This is a genomic window from Caballeronia sp. EK (assembly GCF_014384845.1).
Classification (GTDB): Bacteria; Pseudomonadota; Gammaproteobacteria; order Burkholderiales; family Burkholderiaceae; genus Caballeronia; species Caballeronia jiangsuensis.
Genome location: NZ_JACSUE010000018.1, coordinates 38,116 through 64,079, shown reverse-complemented (window position 1 = coordinate 64,079; position 25,964 = coordinate 38,116). Strand labels below are relative to the sequence as shown.

Annotated in this window: 25 protein-coding genes and 3 pseudogenes; 19 read left to right on the top strand and 9 right to left on the bottom strand. The window is 56.4% G+C overall.

What is annotated here, in order from left to right; translation table 11 throughout:
• Together IAG25_RS41245 and IAG25_RS34865 are read left to right on the top strand one after the other, a co-directional pair.
• Positions 1 to 322 (top strand): hypothetical protein (locus tag IAG25_RS41245; protein WP_222946786.1); only part of this gene is annotated, 322 nt, incomplete at its 5' end.
• 135 nt (positions 323 to 457) lie between these two features.
• The gene (locus IAG25_RS34865) at positions 458 to 916 is read left to right on the top strand and encodes a hypothetical protein (protein WP_187608921.1); all 459 of its coding nucleotides are present in this window, start codon (positions 458 to 460) and stop codon (positions 914 to 916) included.
• Between the two features lie 320 nt (positions 917 to 1,236).
• Here the strand turns inward: IAG25_RS34865 and IAG25_RS34860 are convergent.
• A pseudogene (locus IAG25_RS34860) lies at positions 1,237 to 1,561 on the bottom strand (transposase); the annotation flags it as partial.
• A 173-nt stretch (positions 1,562 to 1,734) separates the two neighbouring features.
• Here IAG25_RS34860 and IAG25_RS34855 point away from each other — a divergent pair.
• A complete protein-coding gene (locus IAG25_RS34855; protein WP_187608920.1) occupies positions 1,735 to 3,072 on the top strand; it encodes a dicarboxylate/amino acid:cation symporter in 1,338 nt (445 codons plus the stop codon).
• Between the two features lie 95 nt (positions 3,073 to 3,167).
• Positions 3,168 to 3,335: pseudogene (locus IAG25_RS34850) on the top strand (IS701 family transposase); the annotation flags it as partial.
• 28 nt (positions 3,336 to 3,363) lie between these two features.
• On the opposite strand, the gene IAG25_RS34845 reads toward IAG25_RS34850, so the two are convergent.
• The 4 genes and pseudogenes from IAG25_RS34845 to IAG25_RS42300 form a co-directional block, all read right to left on the bottom strand.
• The gene (locus tag IAG25_RS34845) at positions 3,364 to 3,651 is read right to left on the bottom strand and encodes a hypothetical protein (RefSeq protein WP_222946785.1); all 288 of its coding nucleotides are present in this window, start codon (positions 3,649 to 3,651) and stop codon (positions 3,364 to 3,366) included.
• Between the two features lie 41 nt (positions 3,652 to 3,692).
• A protein-coding gene (locus IAG25_RS34840) for an IS3 family transposase (protein ID WP_375336558.1) occupies positions 3,693 to 5,191 on the bottom strand; the annotation gives its coding sequence in 2 pieces (ribosomal slippage) (positions 3,693 to 4,603 and positions 4,603 to 5,191; 1,500 coding nt in all).
• Positions 5,192 to 5,283: 92 nt separating this feature from the next.
• A complete protein-coding gene (locus IAG25_RS34835; protein ID WP_187608917.1) occupies positions 5,284 to 6,795 on the bottom strand; it encodes a hypothetical protein in 1,512 nt (503 codons plus the stop codon).
• An 816-nt stretch (positions 6,796 to 7,611) separates the two neighbouring features.
• Positions 7,612 to 7,854, bottom strand: a pseudogene (locus IAG25_RS42300) (YqaA family protein); the annotation flags it as partial.
• 71 nt (positions 7,855 to 7,925) lie between these two features.
• On the opposite strand from IAG25_RS42300, the gene IAG25_RS34825 reads away from it, so the two are divergent.
• Positions 7,926 to 8,597 (top strand): hypothetical protein, encoded by a 672-nt coding sequence (locus IAG25_RS34825; RefSeq protein ID WP_187608915.1) that lies wholly within the window; start codon positions 7,926 to 7,928, stop codon positions 8,595 to 8,597.
• On the top strand, positions 8,590 to 9,324 hold the full coding sequence (locus IAG25_RS34820; protein ID WP_187608914.1) for an RES family NAD+ phosphorylase: 735 nt from the start codon (positions 8,590 to 8,592) through the stop codon (positions 9,322 to 9,324). Before IAG25_RS34825 ends, IAG25_RS34820 begins: the two co-directional genes overlap by 8 nt.
• A gap of 260 nt (positions 9,325 to 9,584) precedes the next feature.
• Here the strand turns inward: IAG25_RS34820 and IAG25_RS34815 are convergent, their stop codons facing one another.
• The 3 genes from IAG25_RS34815 to IAG25_RS34805 form a co-directional block, all read right to left on the bottom strand.
• Positions 9,585 to 9,863 (bottom strand): HU family DNA-binding protein, encoded by a 279-nt coding sequence (locus IAG25_RS34815; protein WP_187608913.1) that lies wholly within the window; start codon positions 9,861 to 9,863, stop codon positions 9,585 to 9,587.
• A 61-nt stretch (positions 9,864 to 9,924) separates the two neighbouring features.
• Positions 9,925 to 10,272: a hypothetical protein gene (locus tag IAG25_RS34810; RefSeq protein WP_375336557.1), complete on the bottom strand. Its 348-nt coding sequence runs from the start codon at positions 10,270 to 10,272 to the stop codon at positions 9,925 to 9,927.
• A gap of 709 nt (positions 10,273 to 10,981) precedes the next feature.
• Positions 10,982 to 11,272 carry an Arc family DNA-binding protein gene (locus tag IAG25_RS34805; RefSeq protein ID WP_041733691.1) on the bottom strand — a complete coding sequence of 97 codons (291 nt, stop codon included), beginning with the start codon at positions 11,270 to 11,272 and terminating at the stop codon, positions 10,982 to 10,984.
• A gap of 382 nt (positions 11,273 to 11,654) precedes the next feature.
• Between IAG25_RS34805 and IAG25_RS34800 the strand changes: the two genes are divergently transcribed.
• From IAG25_RS34800 to IAG25_RS34740, 13 genes are all read left to right on the top strand, one after another.
• Positions 11,655 to 12,023, top strand: a complete 369-nt coding sequence (locus tag IAG25_RS34800) for a TrbC/VirB2 family protein (RefSeq protein WP_014253264.1) — start codon at positions 11,655 to 11,657, stop codon at positions 12,021 to 12,023.
• Positions 12,020 to 12,322 carry a VirB3 family type IV secretion system protein gene (locus IAG25_RS34795; RefSeq protein WP_187608912.1) on the top strand — a complete coding sequence of 101 codons (303 nt, stop codon included), beginning with the start codon at positions 12,020 to 12,022 and terminating at the stop codon, positions 12,320 to 12,322. The genes IAG25_RS34800 and IAG25_RS34795 overlap by 4 nt, the downstream gene beginning before the upstream one ends.
• Positions 12,309 to 14,972, top strand: a complete 2,664-nt coding sequence (locus tag IAG25_RS34790; RefSeq protein ID WP_222946784.1) for a type VI secretion protein — start codon at positions 12,309 to 12,311, stop codon at positions 14,970 to 14,972. The genes IAG25_RS34795 and IAG25_RS34790 overlap by 14 nt, the downstream gene beginning before the upstream one ends.
• An 11-nt stretch (positions 14,973 to 14,983) precedes the next feature.
• Positions 14,984 to 15,646: a type IV secretion system protein gene (locus IAG25_RS34785; protein ID WP_187608911.1), complete on the top strand. Its 663-nt coding sequence runs from the start codon at positions 14,984 to 14,986 to the stop codon at positions 15,644 to 15,646.
• A gap of 246 nt (positions 15,647 to 15,892) precedes the next feature.
• Positions 15,893 to 16,279: a hypothetical protein gene (locus IAG25_RS34780; protein ID WP_041733697.1), complete on the top strand. Its 387-nt coding sequence runs from the start codon at positions 15,893 to 15,895 to the stop codon at positions 16,277 to 16,279.
• A 2-nt stretch (positions 16,280 to 16,281) separates the two neighbouring features.
• Positions 16,282 to 17,148, top strand: a complete 867-nt coding sequence (locus IAG25_RS34775; protein ID WP_187608910.1) for a type IV secretion system protein — start codon at positions 16,282 to 16,284, stop codon at positions 17,146 to 17,148.
• Positions 17,145 to 17,822 (top strand): type IV secretion system protein, encoded by a 678-nt coding sequence (locus tag IAG25_RS34770; RefSeq protein WP_014253268.1) that lies wholly within the window; start codon positions 17,145 to 17,147, stop codon positions 17,820 to 17,822. The genes IAG25_RS34775 and IAG25_RS34770 overlap by 4 nt, the downstream gene beginning before the upstream one ends.
• A 38-nt stretch (positions 17,823 to 17,860) precedes the next feature.
• Positions 17,861 to 18,670: a TrbG/VirB9 family P-type conjugative transfer protein gene (locus tag IAG25_RS34765; protein ID WP_162071019.1), complete on the top strand. Its 810-nt coding sequence runs from the start codon at positions 17,861 to 17,863 to the stop codon at positions 18,668 to 18,670.
• Position 18,671: 1 nt separating this feature from the next.
• Complete coding sequence (locus IAG25_RS34760; RefSeq protein WP_187608909.1) at positions 18,672 to 19,895, top strand: TrbI/VirB10 family protein; 1,224 nt, start codon at positions 18,672 to 18,674, stop codon at positions 19,893 to 19,895.
• Positions 19,896 to 19,904: 9 nt separating this feature from the next.
• Complete coding sequence (gene virB11, locus IAG25_RS34755) at positions 19,905 to 20,927, top strand: P-type DNA transfer ATPase VirB11 (protein WP_187608908.1); 1,023 nt, start codon at positions 19,905 to 19,907, stop codon at positions 20,925 to 20,927.
• The gene (locus IAG25_RS34750; RefSeq protein WP_222946783.1) at positions 20,914 to 21,834 is read left to right on the top strand and encodes a lytic transglycosylase domain-containing protein; all 921 of its coding nucleotides are present in this window, start codon (positions 20,914 to 20,916) and stop codon (positions 21,832 to 21,834) included. The genes virB11 and IAG25_RS34750 overlap by 14 nt, the downstream gene beginning before the upstream one ends.
• A gap of 44 nt (positions 21,835 to 21,878) precedes the next feature.
• Positions 21,879 to 22,466 carry a hypothetical protein gene (locus tag IAG25_RS34745; protein WP_187608907.1) on the top strand — a complete coding sequence of 196 codons (588 nt, stop codon included), beginning with the start codon at positions 21,879 to 21,881 and terminating at the stop codon, positions 22,464 to 22,466.
• A 129-nt stretch (positions 22,467 to 22,595) separates the two neighbouring features.
• A complete protein-coding gene (locus tag IAG25_RS34740; protein WP_014253274.1) occupies positions 22,596 to 22,835 on the top strand; it encodes a hypothetical protein in 240 nt (79 codons plus the stop codon).
• 62 nt (positions 22,836 to 22,897) lie between these two features.
• Here IAG25_RS34740 and mobF read toward each other — a convergent pair whose 3' ends face one another.
• Positions 22,898 to 25,954, bottom strand: a complete 3,057-nt coding sequence (gene mobF / locus IAG25_RS34735; protein WP_187608947.1) for a MobF family relaxase — start codon at positions 25,952 to 25,954, stop codon at positions 22,898 to 22,900.
• Between the last annotated feature and the right edge of the window lie 10 nt (positions 25,955 to 25,964).

Here is a 25,964-nt window from a genome sequence, read left to right as displayed (position 1 = left end):
TGGGTGTTGGGTGTTGGGTGTTGGGTGTTGGGTGTTGGGTGTTGGGTGTTGGGTGTTGGGTGTTGGGTGTTGGGTGTTGGGTGTTGGGTGTTGGGTGTTGGGTGTTGGGTGTTGGGTGTTGGGTGTTGGGTGCAAAGGACGCTTAAACGAACTCAACAAAATTAGTCCGACTCAAGAGAATTTCGAGTTCTTCGAAGTCTCGATGATGTCAATCGCCAGTCGGCTTGAAGAGTGCATGCACGAATGTAGTTTATCAGGCCAAGATGCTGAGATTCATGCCGCGAAGAAGCGTCTGGAGTCGCTGAAGAAACAAATGGTATGATTTTGACTTACTTCACAAACAAATGACGGTAAGTTGAAGACTTAAATAATCGCAGAAATCGCTCTCGTTAATAGAAAACAGGAATCGTATATGACGGTAGTGTCAACTTCAACGATAGTCCGAACATTCAGAAAAATGAAAGAAGCGCAAGTCGGCGCGAACCCATATGTCGGTGCGGGTGCGCCCCCAAGGATGATTGCCAATGCGGTCGATCTCAAAAATGTTGGATCTTTTAAAGATTTCATCCTTTCAATTTTCACCTTCGGAATCTATGCGTTATTAAAGATTTCTTTAATTGAAAAACAGGCTGAATTAATTCGTGGCGCCATCACTGATCTACATGCCAGAATTGAGAGGGGAGAGAATGCGGGTGGTGTTGAATATCAACCGGGCTTCCACTATGTGGAAACCAAAATTGAAGGTATGAGTTTGAAGGTTGCCGAGGAGCCCCGTGCATTCGGTCCAGAATCTCTTCTGTGTATTAGCGTCGATTCCCAGATTGTGTCCTATATTCAGGGTATGAGCTTGGAGCAATTCGGCGAGCGCTTACGGCAAGAAATTAATGCATGGGAATCTCAACCTGCTAAAGAGTAGTGCGGAATTTCGCCATAAGGAAGGTGGGGCGCGAGCCAATGCTCTCAACTTAAGTCCCACGTCATCGAGTAAGTTTTTACGCGAGATCACAGTGGGGCGCCGATTTTCTGAGCCGTCGTGGATACGAGCTTGCGCCGAAAAACGAACCCCATGCTGAGTGTTTAAACTGAAGCAGGGTCAGTTAAGAGGATCAGCAAACGAAGCGGGCGCGGTACACTCTCGAGTTCGAGCGGAACGGAGTTCGACTGATCAAGGCTGGTCAGATTATAGCCCCGGCCGCGGGGGTGCGGCTAAATCCTCGGACTGGTTTATGCTGCCATTCACAAACTCTCCCGGTATTCGAACGGGCTGAGAGCGCCTAACGAGACCTTGATCCGCCTTGCGTTATACCAATGTGTAAAAGTCAAGAACCTCGACGAATTGTTCGACGGCCGTAGTCTGCCAATCCCGCGGATGGAACCATTCTGTTTTGATCCGACGCGAAGAAGCGTTCGCAGGCCGCGTTATCGTGTGAGCATCCTTTGCGTGACATCGAGCAAACTAGTTTGGCATCACGTATTCGTGACAGCCATCCGGGCCAGCGATAGTGACCCCACGATCAGAGTAGACCCCACGCCGCTTATTACTGTTGGCTACCGTCTTAATGCCTCGTTGAGCATGATGTTTGTTCGTGTCCTTATAAAACAGGATGCACACGCTCTTTGTGAGGGATAATAGTTCAATTTTTCTCCAGGTATAACGCTATATATTTGAATCCAAAGTCCGACGCCGGCGACTCATTCCGTTAATTTGACTACACATATAATTTTGGTTTGCAAATGAAACGAAAGCGCAATATCACTAAATACATTATCGTCGCGACAATGCTTGGCATCGCAGCGGGTTATGCATGTCACAGTGCAATTCACGATTCCGGAGTAACCAAGGAGATCGCTGGTTATCTATCGCTTCTGAACGAGGTGTTTCTTCGACTCGTCAAGATGGTCATTGCGCCCCTGGTATTCGCAACATTGACTGTAGGTATCGCGCAGATGGGCGATGGTAACGCCGTTGGTCGAGTCGGTGTCAGGGCATTTGGCTGGTTTAGTGTCGCATCATTTACATCCTTATTGACGGGTCTCTTGGTCGCCACGATCTTGGAGCCGGGAGGTGGTCAGAGTATTGAGTTCCCGAAGTCGGACGGAGACCTCGCCTTGAAGACAAACGCGCTCACGTTAAAGGAGTTCGTCGTCCACCTTGTGCCACGGTCAATCGTTGAAGCAATGGCGAACAATGAAGTCTTGCAGGTCGTCATATTTTCAATCTTTTTGGGGACAGCTTTGGCGGCGCTCGGCGAAGCAGGCCGGCGTTTGACTCGAGTGATCGACGATGTCGCGCAAGTCATGCTGCAGGTCACGAGTACCGTGATGTGGTTCGCGCCGATCGCGGTCTTCGCTTCGCTAGCGGCGACGGTCTCGACAGGAGGACTAGACGTTCTGGTCGGGTTAGCGAGATTCATCGCCAGCTTCTATCTGGCCTTGGCACTGCTTTGGGGGCTCCTTGCACTGGCAGGCCTACTGTTTCTAGGCAGACGCGTAAGCGTGCTAATTCGCCTGATTCGCGATCCGTTTTTCTTGTCGTTTGCGACAGCAAGTTCCGAAGCGGCTTATCCGAAGCTGCTCGACGCCCTTGACCGCTTCGGAGTGAATCGGAAGATCTCGAGCTTCGTGCTTCCCATGGGCTACTCCTTCAATCTTGACGGATCCATGATGTATTGCACGTTCGCGGTGCTATTTATCGCACAGGTATATGGCATTGATCTGTCGCTCGGAACGCAAATCACGATGCTCCTTCTGCTAATGGTGACGTCAAAGGGAATGGCAGGTGTGCCTCGCGCTTCGCTTGTCGTAATCGCAGCGACGCTAAACCAATTCAACTTGCCTGAGGCAGGATTAGTCTTGATCATGGCGGTCGACGTGTTTCTCGACATGGGACGCTCCGCCACTAACGCGGTCGGCAATTCCATCGCAACAGCCGTGATTGCGAAATGGGAGGGTCAACTTGATGATGGCGATTGTCTTGAATGTATAGATGAGGAAGTGAAGAGTGACGTCGGCATGAGTCGGAACACCTCGCTGGAGCTACGGCCAAAATCATCGGATAAAGTCCCCTTGTGAATCGGAGTCTTCGCGAACTGCGGGAGATCTAGTACTACTGTGCCATAAATTTCTTGGCATTATATGAGCTTCTTCATCCTTTGCATGAGGAGGCGATGGACTGGAAATCATCGTTCGACGAGTACCTGGAACACCTCCGCGAGGCATTTGGACACAGTGATCGTCGCGCCGTTCAGGTGCGCTATTTTCAGGGGCTGATGCTGCTGATCGCGCGTAAAAGTGTTGAGCCGCTGGCGGCCCATCTCGAGCCGCGGAAATCGTCAAGGTAGTTGTCGCCTCAACGATTAGATTTCAGGCAGCCTCTCTGTCTTGATTTCGGTGTTGTGGAGCGTCGCTCTGGTTGTCGATTCGATCCGGGTTCAGGTGCACAGCATCGACGCGTTGCCAGTTGCGCGTACGGGCTTTCCATCGAAGCGGATTGCATTGCCGGGCATTCTCGTAGAGCGCCGCGCGTCGATCCAGAATGTCCTGATCGAGGTTGGCATGACGCTGCGCCGGCGTCACGAACCGGATCGCGCTGTGACGATCCTCCTCGTTGTACCAGCGCACCAGTGCGCCCACCCACGTGCGCTCGGACAACAGGGTATCGAATGGGGGATGCGGCTAAATCTTGGACTGAGTTATGCCGCGATTCCAAGACTCTGCCGGTATTCGACCGGGCTCAGGGAGCCGAGCGAGAGTTTGATCCGTTTTGCGTTGTACCAACGAATGTACGAGTCAACAATTTCGATGAATTGATCAATGGTCGTAGCTCGCCAATCACGAGGATAGAACAACTCGGTCTTGAGTCGCCCGAAGAAAACCTCGCAGGCTGCATTATCCGGCGAACATCCTTTGCGCGACATCGACCGAATCAGTCTGGCAGCCTGCATACGCGAGAGCCATCCTGGCCAGCGATAGTGTGCGCCACGATCCGAGTGAACGACGGGCCGCTCCATGCAGCCAGCCACTGAATCGATTCCCGAATCCAGCATGGTGTTGACGAGTTCGGCGTCCGGCCGCGTACCGATTGACCAGCTCACAACGAGACCATCGAAGCAGTCGATAACCGGCGACAAATACACTTTGCCTGCCGGGATCTGGAATTCGGTAAGGTCCGTGAGCCATTTCTGATTAGGAGCGGCGGCGTAGAAGTCGCGATTAATGATGTTCTCCGGCGCAGGGCTAATTTCTCCACGATAGGAGCGGTAACGACGTCGCCTGGTCGTGGCAGCGGCCAGACCTTCCTGTCGCATCAAACGACGCACAACCTTCTCCGAGATGAAGACCTGTTGCCTGATCAATGCCGAGCGAATCCGACGATAACCGTAGCAACGGTGATTGAGTTCGAAGCTGTCCGCGATGACGCGACGCGCGTCAGCATTCTTGTCAGCAACCAACAGCCGTGCACGGTGATAGAAGTAAGAACTGCTGGCAAGAGCCAAAGCGGCTAACAGCTTCGGCAACGCATAGGTCTGTTTCAGGGCATCAACCAGCATCGTCTTCTCCCGGTTGCTCGGGAGCTGCGGGCTGATGCCCATCCCCTTTTTATCAGTTCGTTCGCCTTCTTCAGACTATCGTGCTCAAGCTGCAGCTGTCGGATGTCGCATCGAAGCGATTCGACCTGTTGTTCCAGCTCCGCACGCTGATGGTCTGATGCTGGTTTCTTTTTGCGTTTCATAGATGCCGGAACCTCTCGACCGAGTAGCTGATTCTTCCAGTTATACAGCGTTGGCCGGCTCACACCGGCTTTCTCGGCAACCACGCGTGCGCTTTGGTCTCTGGTGCACAATCCAATGACTGCTGCCTGCTTTACCTTTTGTGATTTTGGAACGCTTCCAGCGGCTCGGCCAACATTACGTTTTTTGATTTCTGGACGCAATTCTTCGATCCAGGCCGCGAGCGTCTCGCGACTCGGATAACCCAAAGCCCTCAAAGTTGCGGCAGCACAGCGGCCATGACTCAAATAATGATTGACAGCCACCTTCTTCTGCTCATCGGAATACCTCGGCCTTGAACAAACATAGCCCGCCCGTAGATCGTGGCACTGCTCGTATTCGCGATGCCAGGCCTTGAGAGAGTTCTTGGTCGGATAGCCCAACTGCCGAATGGTAGCTCCGATGCGCTTGCCCAGCTTCAACTAAAGTCGAACCGCTCGAATGCGATCTTCGTATGAGAACATGAACTACCTCCAGGTAGTCCAAGATTTTGTCCGCACCCCCAGGGTCAATTTTAGTAGATCGACATCTGGACGGAGTCGGAGTAGCTGTAAGCTGATAAACTGGTCGATTGGCGCCCGCCGCTGCTGCCTTGAGCGAGCGCGTTGCTGATTTGTTGCCGGTCAGGCGAACTGAGCTTCTCCGCCATTGCGCACAAGCGAGGGACGATTTTCTCCTTATTAACGATTCCGGCTGACCGCTCGGCAGAGACTATGCGCGCGACTACGATCAAAGCCTGACCTTGGTTGCACTTGTCGAGTCGCTCAACCGCATCGAGGATCTGGTTACACGATGTGATATGAGTCTCCGGAGGAAGCCCAGATGTGCTTCTGAAAAGCGTATGCAGCACAACCTCTCGGTCGGGGACCTTGAGTTGCTCACTATTTTCCAGAATACGATCGAACACTACCTTCCGCGTCTCTTTAGTAGGAAGCAGTACAATCTCGTCGGCGAGTCCAACTAATGCTTCACCTTGGTGTTCGATCTTGAGCTGCTCAACGGCACTCAAAATACGCTGAAAGAGGTCCTCGCTATATTCAACGTACAGCCAGCCGACCTTGCCGGCCAGGACGGTCAGCAATCGGGCTCTGTCAGCCGAGCTGAGCTGCTCAGCAGCAGCTAAGACCCGATTGAAGCATATCGGCTGCTGCTCTCCAGGTAGCGATTGCGTTGGCTTGATAAGTGCGGCCAGCGGTTTTTGCCGATACCCGGGCGACAGCTTCTGAATGTCCTTGAAGACTGCCTCAAAGGCTTCTTTACTTCTCACGTTGGCGGCCCGCTTAGTCAACTCTTGAGCTGTCGCCACTTCGCGAGCGTCGAAGGCTGAATGCTTCCTGTCGACGCAGCGCATCGCATCCAAGTCGCGGCTAGGCATATAGCTTTGAATTTTCTGCAGCATTTCGTCCGGTAACTTGGTCTGCGGTGATGAATTGAACTTTGTCACTGCAACCTGAATTTCCCAATCAAGCTCGGCTGGATCAAGATCGCGTGCTTCGTTAATCGCTGTCGCGACCAGTGATGAAATGAGCTGCTCGCCTCCGCCGGGCAGGTCCTTGAGCTCATAGCCGAGGTTCGGTTCAGGGAAGCTCAGCGTCATCAGAATGTCGATCGGACGGCCGGATTCAAAGCGAAACTCCAGCGTCCTGACGTCATGACCTTGGTTAAGTTCTCCGTGCACGAATGCCTTTACCGCCACCGGCGAAAGGTGCGAGACCAGTATGACTTGCGCCATCCGCAGATCGTGCGACGTTAGTCCCAGGACGTCGCCATAGCCCTGACGCTGCGCCTCCCGGGCCAGCGCGAGCGTCGCGACTTGCTGCAGGCCGCTTTGCTTGGCGCCGTGTTCAAATAGGTGATCGCCCAAGGCGTCCCCCAACGCTCTGCAGATGTTGTCACGAGCTTGTTGGACAGAAGCTGGATCAGAAAAAATAACCGACTGCAGCGTTTCTGCAATGCGCTCTTGAGATGAAGGCTGTTCAAGGCGGTTGCTGCGAGGTTGAGTGATCAATCCTACAATATCTGACACGTTCGGATATCCTTTATGTTCTTTCCATCCACGGGAATTCCCTGGAGCGGGTGTGAAGCATTCCGAGGTGAAAGGTCCGCGTTGCGCCGGCGTTTGCTGGCCCCGAGTACGTTCGATGTGCTCTCGGCGGGAAGACAGAGACCGTCCGACTAGGCCGCAAATGTACAGGGCAAACCATGACGGCACTTTGGTAAAGTAGCCTCGATTTTTTGGCGCCTGGGCCACATCCTCTCCGATTGCAGCTCAGGGATTATAACCTTCCCCCTGGATAGGATGATGCATGATCTCCGCGCTTCCGGAGTGTTCGCACGGCGTCGCTCCAGCTGCCCGTCAGAACGTCTACCGGTCCCAAAACGGGGGAGGAGTGCCGGACTTGGATCTGTCAGTTGGCGTCTGGAAACACGAAGACACTTATCGGTCTAGCCGGTCGTCATTCCTCGCCCGGAGGATAGTGTGTAGATTTCGTCTTGCCGATGCTAACAATCGACACTAGAGTGAAGCACGTTCGGCCCGACGGGCGCCGCGATTCCCCCACGCGCGGCGCATATCCATGAAATGCCGCGGGATCGTCACCGTCATCATCGCCGCAATTCTGATCGCCGCGATCGGAGGCGCAGCAGTCGCTTACTACGTCGCTCACGCCTGCGCAGATTAGACTTTGGAGAACGGCGTTGCGGCGGGTTCAGCAAAGCCTGTCGCGGTTCGCGCCTTCGTCGAGCCCAAAGTTCGCCGACGACGTTCGGGCGGTCTCGTCGGTAGAACAAACGGCGATCTCCCTGTGAATGCGGTCCAGACAAACGAGGCGGTCACTGCGACTAAAACGAGGTATCGGCCAAGTTCTGCGATCGTGACGAGCACCGCGAAGCGCATGAAAGGTTCACGCATCACTCCAGCAAGCAGCGTGAGTGGATCACCGATCACGGGTGCCCAACTGAGAAGAAGAGACCACCGCCCAAAACGCTGATAGGTCCGTTGAGCTTTCTCAAGCCGCTCATCAGAAACCGGGAACCAGCGTTTTTTCTTCCAACGTTCGATGTAGCGGCCGAGCAGCCAGTTGACGATCGTGACACACGAGATTATATCGGATATCATTGAGAATGATCACCTATATAATCAACCAGGAGCCTGCCATGCCTGCTCTTCATGAACCAAGCGAATTTGCTCCCCTGGTAGGCACCCCACAGGAGGTGCGAACCCGGCTCGAGCAACACAAGGCTGAACAGGTCATCGTGGTGCCCCTGGCTCATGCGGGTATTCAGCAGGCTGTCCTGCTAGCCCAAGCGCTATCCACCGTCGTCTCGTTCATTGGCGAGACTCTAAGCGAGCAGAACGAGCAGACGCTCAGGGCCTTGGTCAATGCCATCGTACCCAAGACGCCTCCGACACCGAACCTACTCAAAGAAGCAGCAATGCTCGCGCGTTCGCGCAAGGCCGTGCTGGAAGGAGCGGACTGGCTGACCGCGGCCAAGGTCGCCGAACTCGCTGGTTTGAGCGCAACCAATCCCAGCACCCAGCCCAACAAGTGGAAACGCGAGCGTCGAATCTTCGCGATTCACCACAACGGCATTGACTACTTTCCGGGTTACGGCCTCGATCCCGAGGCCGGATGGCGACCGCGCAAGGCTCTCAAACCCGTTTTGGATGTCTTCGGCGCCAAGAAGGATAGTTGGGGGCTAGCCTACTGGTTCCTCTCGGCCAACAGCTTCTTGGGCGGCCGACGCCCTCAGGATGTACTTGCGGTCGAACCGGAGCAAATTGTCGCCGCCGCCCAGGACGAAGTGGAAGGCGTCTTGCATGGCTAAACCCCGCACGCCTTCGTCAGCGGCAGGTACGGCCGCGCCTTCGGGCGATGGTGACGCCAGCGAGATCCAGTCGAATTCAACGTCGGCGCCGACTCCGGCGCCGCCGGCGACACTTCATGTTACGCCATGGACTTTGACCAGCAAGCAGGTGCTGCACCGGGTGCACTCCGATCAGTACCAAGCTGGCGAGTTCAATCCGGGAAAGAAAGGCAATGCGCGTTTCAGTCCGATCCGCGATAACAAAGGCAACGCGATTCCGACCATCTACGCGGCGATCACGTTCGACGCAGCCGCCATGGAATCGGTGTTCCACGACGTCTCCCACGCGCCTGGCTATAAGAATTACGCCAAGGACAAGCTCGAGGGTCAAGTGCATTCCCAGGTGCAGGCCCAGCGCGACCTAAAGCTTGCCGACCTCAGCAGCGTCGCGCTACGCAAACTCGGCGTGCAACGCAAGCAGTTGATCGACACAGAGAAGAGCGAATACCCGAACACGCGTCGGTGGGCTGAAGCCATTCATGCAAAACACGAAGACATCCAAGGGCTCTCCTGGATCTCGCGCCAGGACGACACGGCGCGCGCCGTGGTGCTGTTTGGTGATCGCGTTCCGCAGGGGACGCTGCAGCAGGTCGGCAGCCCACGAAATCTATTGAGAGACGAGCCGGCTTACGCGGAACTGCTGGACCTTGCAGACCGCATCGGCGTTGACGTAACGCCTGGAAAGTAGAATTGACGTCGCAGCTACAAGATCTGTCTATGCCCTCTTCTTCTAAACGAAACATCATGAGGCGAAAGCCGCCGCGCGGCACCATCGCACGCTATGGCGATCGCATCGTCGAGGTCTTGGGTGGAGCACGAGGTCAACGCGTGATGATCAGATCGATTCATCCGGATGGCTCGGAGCGCCTGAGCGCTGTCAAGCTCACCAGTCTGCAACCGCTTGTCGGCCAACTTTTCTGAGTGGCTCGACAACAACCGCGCGCCAGGTCAAGACCGGTTGACCGCATCCTTGAATGCTTTGCCGGCCGTGAATTTCACGGTCTTCGCTGCAGCAATTTTCATCGCTTCGCCTGTTGCCGGATTACGACCCGTTCGTGCGGCGCGCTCTCCACGGCCAAACGTGCCGAACCCCACGAGCTGAACCGCGTTTCCTGCCGCTACCTCCGTCGAGATCGTCTCCAACACAGCTCCGATTGCCTCTTCCGCTGCGCTCTTGCTGATCCCAACTTCGGATGCGACTGCATCAACTAATTCTTGTTTGTGCATCCCTTCTCCCATTTCTATTGCTCACTACTCATCGCTGCAGGCTGCGGCAACGAAACCGCATCTACGTTGATCCGGTATCGGCCGCTTCCAGGTCGAATAAATCTGAAGTCGTACCGTCCCCCCCAACCAAATCCGACAGTTCGCCATTCCGAACTTTGGCCAGCGTCTCGGGTGACAGCCAACTGTCTTCCATCGCGTCAATCCCCTCCTCGATCATTCGCTGCAAGAAAAACGACTGCTTGCGTCCCGTTACCTCGGCCAGCACTCGGAGGCGCTGCTCGATTACCGGGTCGATGCGGACCGCAACGACTCGCAACTTGTTCTCCGCCGACCTTCTCATTCCATTTCCCTCGTACTGTCGATGCCGATCCGTCGACTCGCCGGATCCTGCACCTGTTAGGTAGCGCATGCAGACATTATCGTCGCACGATACTTCTGTCTCGCCGCGTTACTAGTGGCTCCAGCACGGGCCGGACACTGCAACAGTACCGGAGTCAACGATATGCCCGCGTCGCCGCGGTGGCCGCGCGACGGACCGCCGTGCCTCCACTTGAAGCTGAAGCGATCTTCGCGCGACTCGAGCGCCGTAAGCTCGCCTTGAAGACGGAGCCGCATTTTGTGAAGTGCGTCGCCTCGCTGCCCCTGCGGCGACTTCTGTACGATAAACGGGGCACTTCTTCTTGCGAAGGTTGCCGTCCGCAGCAGACTCATGCAGCCAGTCATGCCAATGAAGCTCAAGCGCCTGTACGCGCTTCTTAGGATCGGACCCAACGCTTTGCCGGTCGAAATCGCGCCCGTCCTCAATTCAGCAAGTAACCGAAGATCGCTCTCCGGTTGGTCGTCCCGTTTCTTTCCGCATTTTCGGTGACACAGTCAAGCCGTTGTACGTGCTGGCACTCAAGGGGTAGAACTCTGACGTTGTCCATTCCAAATGACCGTCGCGACACTCCTCGGCCCGATCTGCGATGAAAATCAGCACCATTTTCGAATAGTTCAATAAATGCCGTCGAAGGCCCGCTGCACAGCAGCAATACAGATGCGTAGGAGCGACACAAACTCTTACAAATTAAGTGGCACTACATTACGAACAATTTCGATGTTTTGTCTGATCATAGGCACTAGCGAGGTGCGTCATTGGTGCCGCCGTTGTTATTCACGATGTCAAGCATTCGTTGCGCAAACATCGTGATCTCGGCTGGCGTCATGAGCTCAGCCAGGGACATTCGAGAAATAGTGAGGTGCAACGTCGATATCTCGGTGCCGGCGCCTGCCGAGAGCGGAGGAAACGTTGATTCAAGACGTGCTACGAGCTCGGCATTCAGCGGTCGGCGGTTCTTCTCCGCAGCCGCCTTCAGCTCCTCGTACAGAGGCCAAGGCAAGCGATATTGAGAGCGGTGGGTATCTTCCATAGTTAAATTTGACACTACCCAGACACTGTCGTATAGTGACAATGGGTCACTATATAGTGACACCAACGGAGGGAGCGAGAATGGGCGAATCTGTTCGATCACAGTATCGAATTCCCAAGGAGCTGAATGAGTGGCTCAGCGCGCGCGCCAAAGCCGAAGAGCGATCTCGAAACGCCCAATTGGTTGTTGAGCTGAGGACCCGTATGCGAGAAACAACTCAATCTCAGCCCGACCCTACAAGCGAGTTCGATCAAACAAACCACGACTAATCAATTCTTCAATCACGAGATAAGATCAAGTCATATATTAGTACTACTTATAAATTATTGAATTTATTCAAAAATTAACGAACCTTAAGGTTCAGCTCACGAGAGGGCCAAAAATGCAAACGCAGAACTCAAACCAAGCCGCCGAAACCCAGAAAGCCGATCGACTGGGCCAGGTACTCGACTTGACCGCCAATGCCTGTGCGATCGCCCTCCTCCTTCTTCCGCAGCTCGCACACGCTCAAGACGCATCGGGAACATTTGGCGGAATCACAGCTTTCTTGAGATCAGTCACACAATTGCTGATCTACGAGTGGGGCTACTACATCGGCATCATCACCTTGGCAATCCAAGGATACCGCTGGAAGACCGGCCGCATCGATCTCATGACGCTCGGTGGTTGGGGCCTCGGCATTGGCCTCGTCTTCTTTGCTCCCAACATCGTATCTGATCTCAAGGCACGCTCCGCCGGAACGATCGTATGAGTGTGGGCGAAGAATATCATGACGATGAGGGGGAAGCGCTTGTCGCTGCAATGACTCGCCCCACGATGGTCGGTGGATTGACGCTCGCAAGTCTGGCGATGAGTTTCTACATTCCGGGCATGGCCGCGATGATCTCGCGGTCCGTGTTGCCCGCAATGGCCATCCCCTTCCTCCTGCTTGCTAGTTATTTAATCTGTCTCAAAGACGTTTACTTGTTCGACATCTTGGCAGCCGCAACGCATTTGAAGGCCTGCCCGAACAAGCGCTTCTGGAGATGCCGACGCTATGCGCCTCGTTGACGTTCTGAAAGAGAAGTTCGACATGTCGCTGTCGATGCCGCTGCCGGACGGGGCGGCCCTCGACCACAAGGAAATGGCTGCAAGCGACATGATCCCTTATACCGTGCATTACGACGACGAAACCATCATCACGAAAGATGATGGTCTGGTGCAGGTTATTGAGCTTGATGGACTGTATTTCGACTCGTTTAGTTCGACCCAAATGAAGCAGTTCGAACGGCGACGGAATACCGTGTTGCGTTCGATCGCGAACAGCGACCGCGGCGTCTACGTTCACCTGATTCGTCGCAAGGTGAACCAGTACCCGGAAGGTGATGGCGGTACGTGGTTTGCGCGGCGATTCAACGCAGCTTGGCGGCAGCGGTATGAGAAGCGATCGTTCTACGTGAACAAGATCTACATCAGCATCGTTCGGAATCGCTTTCGGCAAGGAGCACCGGGTCTGCTGGACCGCGTTTTCTCGCTCGCCTCAGGTGCGAAGGTTTCGTCTGACGACGTGGATTCCCTAGAAGAGCAAGCGAAGGACCTGAACGAAGCTACGAATCTTGTCGTGCAGACCCTGTCCGGCTACGGTGCGCGAAAGCTGTGTGTCCGGCGCCGACCGGCGTTTCTCAATGAACAGGTTAGTGCGGCGGATGCTCAGGTCGCGATCCGGCGATTCAACCTAAGCTGGAAAGAGTTTCAGACTCAGTACGACGTGTGTCAAGTGTACGACCGCGAAGACGTAGAGGACTATCTCGGCCAAGACTATTCGGAGATTGCTGGGTTTTTCCACTACCTGATCAATCTGGAAGACGAACGTGTACCCATCACGGACCTGCAGCTCGACCGGACGCTTGCTGTGTCTTGGCTCGATTTCAAGGTAGTAGGCAACATGATGGCCGTGCAAAACCTCAGCGCAACGCGGGCCGGTGCCATGCTGAGCATGGCGGAATGGCCAGCACGCACGCCCTCAAACATGCTTAACGAGTTCTTGAAGCAACCCGTCGAGTACATCGTCACGCAGTCGTTTTTCTTCAGCGACCGTATTACAGCCGAGCACGATATGAAACAAGAGCGGCGACGTCTCGTTGTCAACGACCGGGACGGCGGTGCAGAAGAGGACAAAAAGGAAATCACTGATGGGCTGCGCGATCTGACGAGCGGTCGAGCAGTCAACGGCCTCCATCATTTGACGATCCTCGCCCATGTGCCTGCCGCAACGTCGCACGCCGACCCTGTTGAGAACAGAAAGCAAACGATTGCGGATCTTGACAACGCGGTCGCGTTGCTCAAGAAATCGTTCGTCAACCTCGGTGTGAAGGCGGTGCGTGAATGGTTTGCGGTCGAGACTTTTTTTTGGTCGCAGCTTCCTGGCCAGGCGCAGCACTTCATCGGTCGGCGCGGGAAGATCAAGTCAGGCAACTTCGCTGGATTTGCATCGCTGCATAACTACGCGACTGGAAAGATCGACGGCAACCTGTGGGGGCCTGCGATCATGCCTTTCGAAACAGAGAGCGGCACCGCCTACTACTTCAACTTCCATCGAGAAATGGAGGGGATGGTCGCGGGCCATTTGGCCTTGACCGCAGACACTGGAGCAGGGAAAACCACCCTACTGTCGGCACTAATAGCCATGGCAGACAAGGCCCGGCCTCGCGTGTTTTGGTTTGATAACCGCGAGGGTGCGAAGGTGTTCATGCGAGCGATGGGTGCGCCACATACCACGCTGTCGGTTCAGGGAAACACCGGCTGGAATCCCTTCAAGTTGCCCGACTCCCCCGAGAATCGCCTGTACCTCGTGGAATTGATGACGCTGATGCGCACGTGCTATGGCGGAACGCTCGTTCCCGCCGACATCGAGCGATTCAAGCGGGCAGTCACCGAGAACTACGACGTCTTGCCTTTCCAAGACCGACGTTTGCGCAACGTTGCATGGTGCTTTGGTCAGGGCGAACTCGCGAAGGACATGCGAATCTGGCATGGCGCAAATGGTTCAGCAGGTGCCAACTGGGGCGTGTTCGACAACGAGAACGACAGCATCAGCCTCACGCAGTGCCGGCACTACTGCTTCGAAATGCGGCAACTTATCAAGGACGGGGTTGCTCGGCCCGAGCTGCCCGTCGTCTTGAGCTATCCGTTCCACCGCATCGAGCAGTCCATGAACGGCGAGCCGTTCATCCTCGTGCTGGAAGAAGGTCAGAACCTTGTCAAGCACGCGTACTGGCGCGAAAAGATTGACAGCTACATCATGCAGATCCGCCGTAAGAACGGTCTGCTGATCTTCGTCACGCCCGACGCGAAATACCTCTACTGCGAAACCGATTCAATCCAGAAGCAAACTGCAACGAAGATTTTCCTTCCGAACGGCGAGGCGAGCAAGACCGATCTGGTGGACCGTCTCGGCCTCACGATCGGCGAGTTCGACTTCGTTCACGACACTCCGCCCGAGAGCTTCAAGTTTTTGATACGGCGCGGCAACGAGTCGATTCGGGTCAGGTTCGATCTGTCTGATATGCGTGAATTTATTCCTGTCCTTTCCTCGAACGACAGGGGCGTTGCGCTGATGGAGCGAATCATCAGTGAGCTCAAGACCGACGACCCGGAACAATGGGTACCAGTCTTTATGCAGCGCGCACTCGCCGAGAACACCCACAACCTAAAAAGGTAAGGAGCGGGACCGTGCGAAATACTCTGTTAGCCATCGCCCTAGGCGCGTCACTCAGCGTTTCGGTGCCAATTTCCGCGACCGGCATCCCCACGTTCGACGCCGCGACCTTTCTTCAACTCCAGCAGCAACTTTCGCAACTGCAGGAACAGTACAAAACTCTAAAAGATCAGTACGCAGCGGTCACCGGAAGCTATGGTCGTGGTTCGATCGGATTGAATCAGTCGATCAACGCGGCATCGGTTGTACCGGGATCGTGGCAGGAGGTAGTTTCGCAACAGCAGAGCGGCACCTTTGGTGCGAGGCAAAACTTTTACGAGAAGCTGATCAACACAATGCCGCAGGACGTGTTCGCGGATCCTAATGCGCAAAATGCGACGACGTACAAAATGAGCACAGATTCGGTTCGGGCTGCTTTAGCGGGTGGGGACTCACTGTATTCCGAGGTCCAGACGCACCTCAACAACCTGTCCGTGCTGAGTCAGCAGGTGGATACAACGACCAACGTTAAAGATGCCCAAGACTTGCAGAACCGCATCTCCAGCGAGAACGGCATGTTGTCGAGCGCCATGGCGAAGCTCAACGCAATGAACATGAATTTACAAGCGAATCTGGTGAACCAGCAGAATCAGGCAACCGCAGCGACACAGAGATATTTCCATCGTACCGGTCAATAAGCACTTGCTTCTTGCGAGAAAACATAGTTCCTGAGAGAGATGTCATGAAAATCCTCGCGTTCCTTCCAGTCTTCATCCTTTTCTGGCCGATGGTGAAGATTGCGAAGAAAGCTTGGCGTTTATTCGCCGTGTTACTTCTCATTGGCCTCATGGGTGGATGTGCAAACTCGTCGAACAAGCTCGATAAGTCTCCGTGCGCTTGCAAATTCGAGCCGATCAACACACGTACCTAAAAAAGGAAAGCCAATGCGCAATCTTTACTGGATGCTGATTTCAGGGGCCATTGTGGCCGTCGCCGTCGGCGGTGCTGTCTACTACCTTTTTCCGAGACAGCCATCGACCGGTGCTGTTCCGAACATGCAGCAAACGCCACCAGCAGAGGCTCATGTCCTAATCGTGCCAAGGGAGAATCCGTTGCTGACCGCTGACAAGTCCCAGTTCAGGCAACTCATGCCGCCGTATTGCGGGGCCGACATCTTCATGCAGGCAAATCCGGAGCCGCACAAGGTCGACGTGTGCGTAAGCGGCACAATCTCTCGAGTCTCTAGTGCAACTGGTGTCAAGCTCACGCGCTCTGATGTGCTAGATCCGCGTGTCAAAGACCATTGGCGCGAAGTAATGGGAGTTCATTAGCCATGGCTGCGATGACTTTACAGGGTTTGGTCGGTGCGGCTGACGGCGTAACAGGGTCATTTCTGTCGCAGACCTATCCTGCTATTGCATCTGCAGTCTCGACACCTCTTACTTACGCAGCGGTGCTCTATTGGGCACTTTTCGGCTACAGGGTGTACGCCGGCTATGCGGGCGTTCAGTGGCGAGACTTGCTAGCGAAGTGCGTTATGACGGTGGCAGTGTTTGGCACACTTAACTGGGCGGGCTTCGCTCAGCTGATCTACAGCGCCTTCACATCTGCAATGGAAAGCGCAGCTGCAACGCTCATGGCCGGCAAGCCGACGACACAGATGCTTGATGCACTCTTCACCAATGTTCAGCAAGTGTCGGAAACGCTGCGTTCAGCGGATTTCTATCAGATCGCGATGATCCTCGACGGTTTGCTCCTGTTCGTCTTGAACTGCATTTTATTTGTACTCGCGTTGGTGTACATGACGATTGCAAAGTTCGGGCTGGCGATCACGATGGTTCTTTGCCCTTTATTCATCGGCTTCTTGATGTTTGCCGAAACGCGACAGTGGTTCATGAACTGGTTGAGCAAGATGCTGACGTTCGTTTTCATTTACGTCCTCGTAATCGCTATTGTTCGCTTCGGCTTTCTGGCCTTCGGCGACGCTATCGATACAGCGGGCCAAGCCGCACAAGCCCCGTCTCCTGATTTAGTGACTTCCGAGCAGACAACGCAGCTCGTTATCGTAGAAGGCGTCCTGATTCTGTTCATGTTAGGCGTTAGAAGTTGGGCGTCGGCGTTGGCGGGAGGTGCATCGACGTCCACAGGCACACTGGTCATGGTGGCTCGCATGGCGCTAGCGAAAGGAGCAGGCAAATGAAGTCTCTCGCGAAAGGAACCTTCGTGGGTGATGTGTCCACACGTCGTTCGCAGCTTGGCGGCTCGAACAAGCTCAAGCAAGAGCGCAACCGTGCATACCTCTTCATCGGCTTGCTTCTCTTTGTGGTCGGCGGAATGGCTAGCGCGATCACCGTGCTAGCCAACATTCACACGGTCATTCCAGTCGTGTCCGTGCTCGATGCAAATGGGCACGTGGTAAAGCAACAGGTTGTCAACAAGGAGACCATCTCAGGCCAGGAAAGCTTTGTCCAGAGCCAGGTGTACGACTTCATCATGTATTGCAACACGTTTGACCCGGACTGGCGGCAACGCTTCGCCGATCTGTGTCGCTTGCATTCGACGCAATCGGTCGCCGCACAGTATGACGCGGAAACGAGTGCGGATAACGCTAACAACCCCTACTACCAGCTCGGCCAAGGCGGCCGTCGCTATCCGAAGATCACGGGTATTACATCGCTCGGAAAGGATGCTTATCAAGTCTCCTTTCAATCCATCACCGAAAAGCCTGGCAGCCCGCCGAAGACCGACTACTACACGGCGCTCGTGCGCTACACCTTTACGTTCAAACCGCTCGCGTTGGGCGACCGTTGGGAGAACGCGCTCGGATATGCCACGACGGGGTATCGGAAGGATCAAGAGTTGAGCCGCCAGTAACGCGCCGTCGGCAAGTGCTTCGTGAAAGGAATCAGACCATGAACTTCAAATCCGCTCCCATCGCTTTCGCCATGATCAGCAGCGTGACGATTTCGCTGATTCCTGCCTCCTCACTTGCGGCCAAACTCCCGCATGCGCTTGTAACTGATGATCGCGTCAAGCAGGTTCCGTACGACCCAAATCAAGTGTACGAGGTGGTTGGCACATACGGTTACCAGACCTCCATCGAGTTTGCCAACGACGAGATAGTCAAGGTCGTCTCGTTGGGTGACTCGATCGCCTGGCAGACAGTGCCCTACCAGAATCGCTTGTTCATCAAGCCGGTCGAGCCGAATGCGGCAACCAACCTGACCGTCGTGACCGACAAGCGCACCTATTACTTCAAGCTCACCAGTTCGAAGGCGCGCACGACGCAGACGTTTCTCGTGCGTTTCATCTACCTGAACTCAGGTTCAAACCAGAATGCGAACATAAGCGGCTACGTCGGCGGGGGCCGTGCCGGCGCGAGCACGAGTAACGGGATTGATCCTGCGCGACTGAATATTGACTATGGCATATCGGGAGACAAAACCGCAATTCCGCTCAAACGCGCATTTGACGACGGTCAGTTCACTTATTTCCTCTTCGACCAGAACGCTGAGATTCCCTCCTTCTACACCGTGGGTCCGGACGGCACCGAGTCAGCAGTGAGTCCGCGCCGGGAAGGCCCGTACATGGTCGTCAAGCGGACTGCGAGCCTCTTCACGCTGCGCAACGGCGACGCCCACCTCTGCGTACAGAACAATGCGAATCCATATCGCCGTGCTGATATGAGCGCAGCTTCGGCGCTCAGAACAGTGGAGCATTGATATGGCGGATCCGAACAGCAATACGCCAGATGACCGCGAAGCGGCCGTTCGCGAGTGGGAGAAGCAGGCGAATGCGTCGATGGTCGTCGACAATCGAAAGAAGCAGTTTGGTGGCATCGCCATCGCCGCGATCGCGGCCGGCGCCATCGCGGCGGTGTGGTTGGCCAAGCACAGCGGAAATGACACGGCCAAATCGGCGGCAAGCAGCGATATTTCCATCCCAGATCGGAAGCCTGTGCCGAAACTCAAGGATCATGAAGCGGCGAGTACTTCCTCTGTCGCCGCAGCACCCGCTCCAACACCGGCAAGCACGGTGCAGGCCGATGACCCGATGAAAGCGCAGCGCGAGCAGATGGAAATGCAGCGTCGAGAGCAAGCGCGCCGTCTACTGGAAGCTCGCATGAAGTCGGCCATCATCCCGCCAAACAGCGCGAATCAGCCAGCAGGCGTTCAATCACAGTCTGGGCCTGATGCAGGCAGCCAAGTTCGGCAGAACACCGGGATGTTAGGAGGCGGCTCGGGCGATCAGGGTCCGCAAGATGCCAATTCGCGCTTCGCGCGCGCGGTAAGTGGCAACGCTGTCCCGGTGAGCATGGCAAGTCAGATCGACAATCTTCCCTACAAGGTTTTGCAAGGCGAGTTTATTGAAGCGGTTCTGGAACCGCGAGCGATCTCCGATCTCCCGGGCCAGTTGTGCGCGCTTGTGCAACGCGACGTCTATGGCGCACAAGGTCGGCTCAAACTCATTCCGTGGGGCTCTCGAGTGTGCGGCACGTACAACGCGGAGTTGCGCAAAGGCCAGGATCGCGTCTTCGTCGTGTGGAACACCCTGCGTCGTCCGGACGGCGTGCAAGTTGCCATTGACAGCGCTGGCAGCGACCAACTTGGAACAGCGGGTATGGGCGGCATCGTTGACACCCATTTTGCTGAGATCTTCGGCATGTCTGCCCTCCTGTCAATCATCAGTGCCGGTGCGTCGAACGCGGGGGTGAGTTCGGGCGACCAGTACAACTCCGCCTCGCAATACCGGCAGTCGGTCCAGCAAGCCGCGGCTCAGTCGTCGCAGCAAGTACTTTCTCCGTACATCAACATTCAGCCCACCGTCACAGTGCCAGCGGGCTCCCGCGTACGTATCTACGTGAACAAGGATCTGGATTTCACGTCGATTTATAAGGAACAAATCGACGCGGCGAAGCACGTCGATGGCGTAACGTTTATTCAATGAGGAGGAGACATGTCGCAGATTGCCTCCTTCCGAGCCAAGCTCTCCCTGTTAGCGGACTATCTCGATGACAAAGAGGTGACCGAGATCCAGGTCAACAAGCCCGGCGAACTCTGGCTCAGAAAAAAAGATTCGTATTACGCGGAAAAGATCGAAGTGCCCGGCCTGTCGTATCAGCTTCTGTCGTCATTGGCCGATGTCACCGCCTCCTTCAAGAGTCTTGAGGTGGACCGGGAGAGCCCGATTCTCTCGGCTGAAATCCCTGTGAACCTTGATGATGGTATTCCGGATTTCGAGCGCGGAACCTATCGGGCTGAAATGATCCTCCCGCCCGTTGTGCCGGAGGGAACCATCGCGATGACGATTCGGAAGCAATCGCTCGTTCGGATGAGTCTGCCGAAATACCTGGAACAAGGCGCGTTCCGCTTCGTGAACGGCGACGTGGTCGACGAGCCGTACTCGGATGCACGGCTGGAGGAGATGTACCGCGAGAAGCAGTGGGACACGTTCCTACGCGGCGCCGTCCTCGCGCACAAGAACATCGTCATTTCTGCTGGCACCTATTGCGGCAAGACCACATGCCTCAATGCGCTGGTACAGGAAATACCCGGACATGAACGCATCGTCACGATCGAAGACTCTCGAGAAATCGAGCCGGCGCAGCCGAATTGCGTGCGACTGTCCTACGCCCGCCATCAAGCGTCAGGAAAGGCTGCGGTGACACCAACCACGTTGCTTCGCTCGTGCATGCGGCTCACACCTGACCGGGTCATCATGGGTGAGATCCGCGGTTCGGAGGCGGTTGAGTTCGTGAACATGCTCAACACCGGCCACAAGGGATCGCTTACGACCATCCACACGGATTCGCCCGCCGAGATGTACGACCGGTTCGGCGAGCTGATGGACGGCCATACCTCGATGACACGCGAACAGATCATCGAGCGCGTCAAGAGGCGTATCGACGTTGTTGTGCAGTGGAAATACACAGAGCGCAACGGCCGCTACATATCGGAGATCCTTTATGCAGGCGCGTGATCTGTCCGCAACATTGCTGTCGACCGGCCTGCTGATCGCCCTCTCCCGGATCGCTACCGCGCAGACGCCAGCGTCGGCCCTGCCCTTCGACAAGCTGGCCGCCGAGTGCGCCCCAGGGGTGGATCCGAGCACGCTCAGGGGCGTAGTGACCACCGAATCGGCAGGAAATCCCTTCGCGATTGGCGTTGTAGGCGGTCGGCTGGAGCGTCAGCCGCGCAACTTGCCGGAGGCGGTCGCGACGGCCAGAGCGCTCGAGCGCCAGGGATTCAATTTTTCGATGGGCCTCGGACAGGTTAATCGCTACAACCTTGCGAAGTACGGCGAGCGTTACGAGACGGTATTTGAGCCGTGCCGCAACCTCAAGGCCGGCGGTGCGATTCTTAGAGATTGCTACCAGCGAGCGCGAGCCCGGATTCCAGGCGATCAGCAGGCGCTGCGCGCGGCGTTCAGCTGCTACTACTCAGGCAACTTCACGCGCGGTTTCCGGCCAGATCGCGCGGGTCAGCCGAGCTACGTGCAAAAGGTTGTTGCAAACGCGACGGACACGGCCGAACTGATTCCCGTCGTGCCCGCAGTAAAGCTAAATCGCGATGATGCCGGCGTTGCAGTGCGACAGGCGACCATCCCAAAGCCTGCGAAGCAATCGGCTGCGTCGGCGCAATGGGTGATGTTTGCTGACGGCCGGTCGCGTCGCGAACCGACTTCCGCCTTGCCGGTCGACGACACCAGCAAAGAGCCGACTGTCAAAGTGCGACTCGCGACACCAACGAAGGGCGCAGCGGTCGAAGCCAACCCGACTCGTCCCGTCTCAACGTCGTCATCACACGAAACGCAGCCTGTCCCTGTCCAGCGATCACCGACATCGACCACGCAAGAGGCTGCGCCGTTCGTGCAGTTTGTAGATTGACGCTTCTCTAGATCACGAGAAAAGCGCCATTGGGAGAAGAAACGATGAAAAAAACCCTCGTTAGTCTGTTTGTGCTCGGCGCTTCGATGTCGACGCAGGCCTCGGAATACGGCTGTAAGGTGCTGCTGTGCCTCGCAAACCCTGCATCCAACGGCGGACCTAAAGGCGTTAGCGAATGCGTACCTCCCATCAACCGGCTCTACCACGATCTGAGCAAGGGGCGCCCGTTTCCGAGTTGCGATCAAGTTGATGGCAATGATGGATCGAGCTACGCCCGTCAAGTCTATGATCCGTATGATCCTTGCCCTGCTCCTTTGCTACCCGCCGAGCGCGGCGCCTACGTCGTACAGGGCCAGAAAAGATCGAGCGGTAACAAGGGAGGCTGGTTCGGGGGCGATGGATCGTACACACTGAGTGATCGACCGCAAGTCTCGGAGTCATCGCTCAGTGACGGCTACGCTTCGGGCGCGCGGGCGTGTGTCGGTCAACGGATCGGATCGTACGTCGTGGGCAACTATGACAACACGTATGCCGTTGCCGTGTTCGACAAGGTGCTTTGGCAGCTACCGCAAAACCCGCGCGCCATCGACGTCTATATCGACAACGGATGGCAACAGCGCGTGCGTTGGTGACGGATGTTAAACGGTTGTTTGGTAGCGGGCTAATCTCGCGCAAATGCCGTGTGCAAAACAGGTTCGACGAAAGACGCTATGTCTACGAAGTCGGCGGCGCTCAACCCATCTATAAACGGAGCACGAAAGATGACCCGACCACTTTTTATCCGTCTCGCCGATGTGATCGCCTTCCTTGTCGTCACTTATCTGATCGGATCTATTGCCACAAAGATGTTGGGTCAGATTGCCAGCTGGCCGGACCCGGGACGTTGGATCGCGATTTTCGTGGTCGGCGCCCTTGCGATCGCCTGCGCGATCGAGATTAGGCCGATCTCGCGGTGCTTCGTTGACTTGATCCATTTGCCCTTCGACCGTTCGAAGGAATAGCGGACGCTCTCAAGTACTTGGCGGGGCACCCATCAACAAGTGTTCGTCCGTCAAAGCGAAGACTATCCAAATCGACCAAATTCTGAGGGCTTGCGACCGTTGGCCGGTTGCTTGCGTTGATCTCCGAGCGATTGACGTTCCAACGCTTGCTTCCCCTCGGCCGCGCCTCGTGGTTGCATGTCTTGCCCGCGGCGCTGCAGTTCGCGTTCTCGCTGAATGGCCAGCGCTGTCGTCTTGTCGAAGCGGCGTGCGATCGCCGCGGGCAGCGATTTCATCGAATCGGTGTAGACGCGTGCCTCATACCGCGCTCGGCTGATCGCGACGTAATACAGATTCATCGACGTCGTGCGGCTCTTGGTGTCGAGCGCGATCAGGGTCCGATCGTTGGTCAGGCCTTGCGAACTATGGACCGTCGAAGCATACGCGTGCTCCAGGTGAAGCGGTCGGCTGATCGGTAGCTCCAACGACCGCACTGACCGACCATTGCGTTGCTCGACCGATTCGAGGCTTACGACACCGCCGATCACGCCCGTTACGCGCATGCGGTCACCGTTGGTGAGATCACGGCCCGCATCGTTACGGTTGATCCGTACGGTATCTCCAACAGACAACTCCGCTCGCTCAAGGCGATAGACGCTGAGCTGCGTCACTTTACGCGGGTTGATCGTAGCCGTGATGCCATCTTGTCGCGACAAGACTAGCGCATTGCCGGGGAGTGCTTCGGCGACGCGATAGGTTTCGCCGCGGATCAACCCGGCCTTCACGTAATCCTTCTCCGGCTGAATCACCATGCCGGGCTGATAGCTCGGCGCGAAGCGGCGCTGCGCTTGCGTCATATCCACACGGGTCAGGGTCTCGAACTCCCGTCCGTTGCCGGTGAGCGCCAGTGACTCGCGCACCATTTTGTTGATTTCCCGGCGTGCCTCATTCGTGCCGGCGACGATCAGGGTTTCACGGCGCTCAGCTTCGGTGAGCTTGATGTAGTCATTCACAATGGCGCGGTGTCGGTCCGCTGGCTCTTTCAGTTCCTCAACATGCTTGAGATGCGCGAGGGATTGGTGAACACGGCTCTCGGCCGCGTGTTCGACGGCCGCTCTCAGTTCGTGATCTTTTTGGCGCTGTATTTCGCTGATTCGGGAGGTCTGCATCCCAGCGTGTTGTAGCTGGGCGAATGGTTTGCCTGCCTCAATCGCCTCGGTCTGTTTCGTGTCGCCGATCAACACCATTCTCGCCCCTGCCTTTTCAACCGTTCGCATGACTTGCTCCATCTGGCGCGCGCCGACGACGCCCGATTCATCCAAGACGATGATCGTCTTGCTGTCCACCGGCTTTTCCTTGGATCGAAGGAAACTGGCGAGGGTGTGCGCTTCGAGACCTTCGTTCTTGAGCGCCTTGACCTGATTGCCGTACGGCGCGAGCGCGACCGTGCGGTAGCCCTCTCCCATCGCCGAGGCCGATGCCTGCTTGATGAGCGCGACGGCTTGATTGACGGTGTAGGTTTTCCCGGTACCAGCGTCGCCCTGAATGCCCACAAATCGATTGCTCGTGGCAACGATGGTCTCGACCGCTGAACGCTGCCCCGTATTGAGCGTGGAGTGTTCGAGTGCTGACCGGACCGTGGTGACGGCCAAAATCGGTGCCACGGCGCCGCGTCCGGTGCGCTCGATGGCGAGAATCGCCTTCTCACGGGCAAGTGCCTGTTGTGTCGTGTAACGCTTCTCGGCAGGAACGAGCGAGCCCAGTTTGATCGCAGCATTGATGTATTGCTGCGCCTGCTTGTTCGACCACTCCTTGAACTCTTGTAGATAATTTCTCCAACCCGCGGACGAAAGCGCGGGTCCGTCCTTCCGATCCGCCATGCGATAGGCCGGCACCGCCTCGATCAGTGCGCCCTGCCCCACCAGACGCTTGATCTCGGTACGCACCTCGCCGGGACCGGCTAATCCGACGGATCGGCGCAGCGCGGTCGCCATCAGGACGCTCTCACGCACGACGGCTTCGCGTTCGGTCAGGTGATGGATCGCGTACTGTACGACCGCCTGCGCGGGCGTAATTCCCGCCGGCAGACTCGTGGCGGCGACGCGATCACGCTCGCCGGAGTCAGTGCGATTACCGGCGCGACCATCGACGGCGGCGTTCATCCGTTCCGCTGCCGCGCTACTCGTGTTGGCGACGTGAGCTTGCCTTCGGCGTTCTCGGCCGTCCGTCACGTCATAGCTTCGCCCGTCGAGCTGGGAACGCGAGCCGTAGTCGATACCGAGCTCCCGACTTTTCTCGACCCAGTATTGCTTGACGATCTCGCGGTCGGACTCGTCCTTGCGTGGGCGTGTGGCGAGCGCAATGACCTGCTTTTCGAGCGTGCTCGCGCTCGCGCGCGTCTTACCCTCGTTCGCCAAGGCCTCTTCGATGACACGGCTGCGCGCTGAAAACGCTTCGATCTGGTCGCGGCTGATGTGAGCCAGCTCAAAGTTGCCTTTGTCGTCGACGAGGCGGATGGCGTAGCCAATCGCCTGCAGGCCCTTCGCCAGTTCGGCTTTATAGATTGCATCAACCTCATGCTGGACACGGAAAATGTCCTCGTTCGAGAGCGCGCGCCATGCGCCATCGGCGCGTCGCGTCATGTTCATCACGACCGAGTGCGTGTGCAACTGAGGATCTTTCGCCCGGCTCATCTCGTGCCGGAACTTGGCGATGGTCATATTGCCCGTGCGCTCGCGATAGCTCTTGCCTTTGACCTTCTTGCGAGCCTCCGCCAGTTGCTCAACCTGCTCGAGCGCGCGCGTCACGGCCCGGTCGTGCGCGGCAGTCACTTCGCGGTCGCCGGCGACGAGCGCCTGCATCGACACCGACTTTGGGGCCGAGAACGTCAGGTCGAGCCCCATGCGCTTTTTGTTGTCCACGGGGTCGAACGTCGTCTGGATGCGCTCGCCATTGGGAAGCTGGCCGTCCAGGAGGCGCGAGAGCTGTGCCTGTTCGATCGGCCCGGTGAGACCCAGGTGCCGCGCCCCCTCGCCCTGCCACTCGCCCGGATTCTCCTTGGCGTAATAGTCGTCGGCGGACGAGAAGTAGTGTGCTGCGGCGTATTGGTTGTTGCCGCGAATGGGCGTCACATTGAGCAGGACTGCGCCT